This is a genomic window from Staphylococcus canis, from assembly GCF_016238445.1.
GTDB classification, from domain to species: domain Bacteria; phylum Bacillota; class Bacilli; order Staphylococcales; family Staphylococcaceae; genus Staphylococcus; species Staphylococcus canis.
In genome coordinates, this window is sequence record NZ_JABANU010000118.1 from 1 (window position 1) to 250 (window position 250).

Annotated in this window: 1 protein-coding gene; it reads right to left on the reverse strand. The window is 33.6% G+C overall.

From position 1 onward, the window contains the following. Window positions 1–250: transposase family protein (locus HHH54_RS11720; protein WP_198618838.1), on the reverse strand; the 250-nt coding region annotated here is incomplete at both ends.

The following is a 250-nucleotide window of genomic DNA, read 5'->3' on the forward strand; positions in this document are numbered from 1 at the left end:
ACAAGCTTTACAATAAAAACGTTGTTTTTTAAGTATGAGATAAGCAGGTAACTCAGATATGTGAGGGAGTGTAATCCTAGATTGCTTTTTACCTGCTTTAATAACTGTATGGTGTTCATTTTTCTCCCCACAACACTCACAATGGCTTGGTGTGTAGCTAAGTTCACCGTAATAGAAAAGGCTTAATCGACCTTTAAACTTCGATTTTTCAACTTTTTCCTCAAATTGTATGTTTTCATCTTTAATGTTA